Source organism: Nocardia sp. No.11 (genome assembly GCF_038752175.1).
Taxonomy (GTDB): Bacteria; Actinomycetota; Actinomycetes; order Mycobacteriales; family Mycobacteriaceae; genus Nocardia; species Nocardia canadensis.
In genome coordinates this window covers 1-4,825 of sequence record NZ_JBCGFB010000217.1, presented here as the reverse complement: position 1 = coordinate 4,825, position 4,825 = coordinate 1, and the positions used below count along the sequence as shown (strand labels likewise).

The window sequence follows — 4,825 nt, the reverse complement described above, 5'->3', positions numbered from 1 at the left end:
GCCGGGTCCTTCCAGAGGATGGCGGCGCAGCCTTCCGGGCTGATCACCGAGTAGACCGCGTTCTCGCACACCAGCACCCGGTCGGCCAGCGCGAGCGCGAGCGCTCCCCCGCTGCCGCCTTCGCCGGTGATCACGGTGACCACCGGAACGGGCAGTCCGGCCAGCAGTTTCAGCGACTCGGCGATGGCCACGGCCTGACCCTGCTCCTCGGCCTCGATGCCGGGGTAGGCGCCCGCGGTGTCGACCAGCGCGACGACCGGGCGACCGAGCTTGGCGGCCAGCCGCATCACCCGGGCGGCCTTGCGGTAGCCCGCCGGGGTCGGCATGCCGTAGTTGCGTTCGGTCAGTTCGGCGCCGGTGTGGCCCTTCTGGGTCCCGACCACCACAACCGGCAGGCCGTCGAGACGGGCCAGGCCCGCGATCATGGCCGGGCAGTCGGCCGACATCCGGTCGCCGTGCAGCTCGACGAAATCGTCGAAGGCGGCAGCCAGGTAGTCCAGGGTGGTCGGCCTGCCCAGCTGGCGCGCCGCGCGCACGCAGTCCCAGGATCCGCGGGCGGCGAGCACGGCCGGGTCGGTGATGACGGCGTCGGTGTCGGCGGGCTCGGTGCGGCGCGACGGGCGAGTGGTCATCGCGACCAACCGTGACAGCCGGGCGCGCAGTGCCGAACGGTGGCAGATCATGTCGACGATGCCGTGGTCGAGCAGGAACTCGGCGGTCTGGAAGCCGGCGGGCAGGGTCTGGCCGATGGTCTGCTGGATCACTCGTGGGCCCGCGAAGCCGAGGCGCGCGCCGGGTTCGGCGATGATGATGTCGGTGGCGGTGGCGAAGGAGGCGGCCACACCGCCGTAGGTCGGGTCGGTGATGATCGAGACGGTCAGCACGCCCGCGTCGTCGAGACGGCGCAGCGCGCGGCTGGTCTTGGCCATCTGCATGAGCGCGAGAATGCCCTCCTGCATGCGCGCGCCACCGGAGGCGGTGACGATCACCAGGGGCGCGCGGTCGGCCAGCGCCGCCTCGGCGGCGGCGGTGACCGCCTCGCCCACCGCGCTGCCGAGACTGCCGCCGAGGAAGCGGAAGTCCATGACCGCCAGCACGATCGGCGTGCCGTCGAGGGTGCCGCGCACGCAGCGGATCGCCTCGGGCAGCCCGGTCGCCCGGCGCGCCTGCTCGGCCCGCTCGGGGTACGGGCGGGTGTCGACGAATCCCAGCGGATCGGTGACGGTGGCCGCGGTGACGATCGGCCGGGCCGAATCCTCGTCCAGCAGTTGGTCGATGCGCTGATCGGCGGTGAGCATGCCGTGGTCGTCGCATTCGGGGCAGACCCGGTCGGCCCGGTCGTAGCGTTTGACGTAGATCACCGTCCCGCAGGCCGGGCACAGCATCCAGGCGGTGCCGGTGGTGGCGGTTCCGGTCTCGACGATGGTCATCGGTCCTCCAGCGGGCGTGGGACGTAACGGGCACTGGCCGCGGGCAGCCGGACACCCGCTGTCCGCAGCTGGGCGACGCGGGTCAGGTAGGCGGCGCCGAACAGCAGCTGTCCCGCGATGTCGGCGACGGCGCGGTTCTCCGGCGCGGCCAGGTAGGTGCCCGCCGCCCAGGTGTTGAAGGCGCCCATCGCGGGCCCGCACCAGATCTGGTAGTCGGCGACCCGGTCGGACTCGCCGCGGATGCTCCAGCCCGAGGACAGGCCGAGGTACCAGCGGAACACCAGCGCCATCTTCGCCTTCGGGTCCTGTTCGGCGCCGGCGAGCTGGGCCGGGTCGCGTTCGGTGAAGTACTGCACGCACTCCTGCCACACCTCGTCGAGCGGCCTGCGGAACAGGCTGGACTCGAGCTCGGCGCGCAGCGTCGCGGGCAGAGCGTCGAGACCGTCGTAGGCGCGGTAGGCGTCGTAGAGCCGCTGGGCGCGGGCGGCGAACATGGTGCCGCGCCGCAGCACCTGGACCTGCACGCCGAGTTCGAACATGTCCGAGGACGGCGACATGGCGCAGTCGGCGAATTCGGCCCTGGCCAGCAAGGTCTTGGTGGCGCCGCATTGCGCCGCCTCGACGGCCGACTGGTTGACCGACCCCGTCACCACATAGGCCGCGCCGAGCCCGAAGGCGGCCGCGACGGCATCGGGGGTGCCGATCCCGCCCGCGGCACCGATGCGCACCCGGTCGGCCCCGGTCACGGTGGCGGCCAGGCGATCCCGGGCCGCGATCAGTTCGGGCAGCAGGACCGTGAGCGGTCGGCGGTCGGTGTGGCCGCCGGAATCGGCCTCGGCGGTGATGTCGTCGGCCATCGGCACCCGCTCGGCGAGGCGGGCCTGCTCGGCGGTGATCCGGCCCGCCGCGACGAGCTCGCTCAACAGCCGCGCGGGCGCGGGCCGCAGGAACAGCTCGGCCACCTCGACCCGGGACACCTTGGCGATCACCCGGTGCCCGATCGCGATGCCGCCCTGCCGGTCCACCGTGAGGCCGGCGGCCCGGTACCGCACGACCTCGGCGGTGAGATCCATGAAGGCCGAGGCCTCCACGCAGCGCACGTCGTGGCGCAGGCAGGCCTCGACGATGGCGCGTTCCAGCGCGGGCTCGCTGGGACTGTGGATGAGGTTGCAGGCGAACGGCTGTCCGCCCAGCTCCCGGGCCAGCTCGCCCAGCGCCGCGTCGACCGCGGCGGGCGGGACTCCGGCCGCGCCGTAGGCGGCCAGATAGCCGTTGCGCGCCATGGCTTTCACCAGGGCGGGTGAGGCGATGCCATTGGCCATGGCGCCCGCGGCATACGCCGCCCTGACCCCGTGCGCGGCGCGGAACGCGCTGTCGCCGAGCCGTTGCGGCGGCAGCGGCGCGACGGCGGCGAGCACCTGGGCTCCGGCCGCCACGGCCTGGTCGGCGGTGGCGCCGACCCCGTCCGCGGTGCGGACGATCCAGACGGGGGCGTCCAGATCGAGCAGCAGCGCGGTGATCTCCTCGGCGGTGTTCGCCACCGCGGTGCGCATCGTGGTCATCACGCCCTCCGATCGACGAGTTCGACGGCCAGATCGGTGACTTCGTAGATCCGCAGGCCCGGCTTCCACAGCGAACCGTCCACCACCGCCGTCACCCCGTGCGGACCACGGCGCAGTTCCTTGATGTGCGCCTCGAGTTCGACGGTGCCGTCGGTGGGCAGGAACTGGCCGCGATAGCGCCAGCTGAACGGGATGTCGGCGGGGATACGGAACACCGGATCGGCCATGCCCGCGGCGTGGCCTGCGTCGACGAGCCATTCCTGCACGGCGTGGATCACCGATTCCACGCCGAGCGAACCGGGGATGACCGGGTCGAGGTGGAAGTGGCGGGCGAAGAACCAGTCGTCGGGGTCGATGGCGCGCAGCGAATGCAGGTATCCCGCACCGTGTTCGCCGCCGCCGTCGACCACGTCGATCCGGTCGATCAGGGCCAGCGTGCCGCGCGAGCACAGCGGTGCGGACGGATCGGCGCGGCGGGCGGCCACGTCGATCGTCCTGACCTGGGCCCGCGGGTGCTCGGCCAGCCAGGACGGGGCGGGACGGCCCGCGTCCAGGCCGGTCTGGTTCGCCAGCGCCTCGTCGCTGAAGTACCCGAACATGGTCTCGCCGGTGTAGAACGGCTCGCCGTCGACGCTGAGCGTGTAGTCGAAGGTCTGCAGCGAGGACCCGGGCAGGATCGTCGTCGACAGCATCCGCGAGGACTGCTCGATCGTGCGGTCGCGCAGGTCGACCTGGCGCAGTACGGTGGCCGTGCCGCCGAGATTGCGCAGGCTCAGAGTGACGCCCGGCTGGGTCAGCGTCGGCCCGGCGTAGTAACCCATGAGCAGCGCGGCCTGCAGCGAGGTCTCCATGTACACGAAGTGCGGCATGGAGTCGTTGGCCGTGTCGGCGTAGTACCAGGAGTCGGCGGGCGAGTCGTACTCGGTGGTGTAGGACGCGGCGTCGAGCGTGCCTCGGGCACCGTCGAAGTCGCGGACCCGGTCGACCAGGAGCAGGCCGCCGGTGGGCAGGCGGGTCGCACGCACACCGGTGTACTCCGCGAACTCCGGGCCCATCGCGATCGCCTGATCACCGCGGGCCAGGTGCGTCATGTGGAACTCGTTGAGCAGCAGGCCCGGCACGGCCCGGCCCGGGCCGACGTCGGCGCCGGAGGGTTCGGCGACGGTGACCTGGACCGCCACGCTCGCCTCGCCACCGCTGACACTCGCGGTGGCCACGACGTGCGGGCGGGGCACGAGATCCAGGCCGGTGACGACGAGTTCGAGCGTCCCGCGGGCCGCGCCGGACACCGCCGGGGTGGCACCGGTCAGTGTGCTGCCCGACAGACACAGGTGCATACCGGTGAACAGAGCGAACACCTCGGCGGCCTGACGCGCGGCCGCGCCGAACGCGCCGTCGTAGTGGGCGACCACGCGACCGTCGCCGGTTCCGCCGTAGAGCTCGATCGAGGCGATCTCGGTGAGCGCCAGCGGTTCCCCGGCAGCGAGCCGTGCGGCCACCGCGACACCGTCGCGCTGATGGCCGGGTCCGAACACCTCGGTGATCGCACCCTGGGCCAGTGATTCCAGGGCCGCGCGGTCGAGCTGGGTGCGCCCGGTACGCGCCAGCGGCTTGAACGCGCCTTCCCTGGCTACCGGAGAGGTTGCCGAACCGGCCTCGCCGGCCACGGCTCCCCCGGTGCCCGGCTGCGGCACCGGACCAGCCGCCGCGCCGCGGAGGCCGATCGACACCGACTCGCCACCGTCGGTCCGGCCCGCCCCAGCGGCCTGGCCTGTACGTGTGAGCTGGGCCGTGCCGGCTGAGCCGGCCGGTGCGCCGGACCCCGCTCGGTGG

At 73.0% G+C, this 4,825-nt stretch carries 3 protein-coding genes; all 3 read right to left on the bottom strand.

Annotation, left to right across the window (positions count from 1 at the left end; genetic code table 11):
* Positions 1 to 1,430 (bottom strand): acetyl-CoA carboxylase, carboxyltransferase subunit beta (gene accD / locus V8688_RS31240; RefSeq protein ID WP_342802313.1); only part of this gene is annotated, 1,430 nt, incomplete at its 3' end.
* Positions 1,427 to 2,992, bottom strand: coding sequence for a PfaD family polyunsaturated fatty acid/polyketide biosynthesis protein (locus V8688_RS31235; RefSeq protein WP_218715835.1), 1,566 nt, complete (start codon positions 2,990 to 2,992; stop codon positions 1,427 to 1,429). The genes accD and V8688_RS31235, both read right to left, overlap by 4 nt.
* Positions 2,992 to 4,722 (bottom strand): beta-hydroxydecanoyl-ACP dehydratase, encoded by a 1,731-nt coding sequence (locus V8688_RS31230; protein WP_342802312.1) that lies wholly within the window; start codon positions 4,720 to 4,722, stop codon positions 2,992 to 2,994. Before V8688_RS31230 ends, V8688_RS31235 begins: the two co-directional genes overlap by 1 nt.
* Between the last annotated feature and the right edge of the window lie 103 nt (positions 4,723 to 4,825).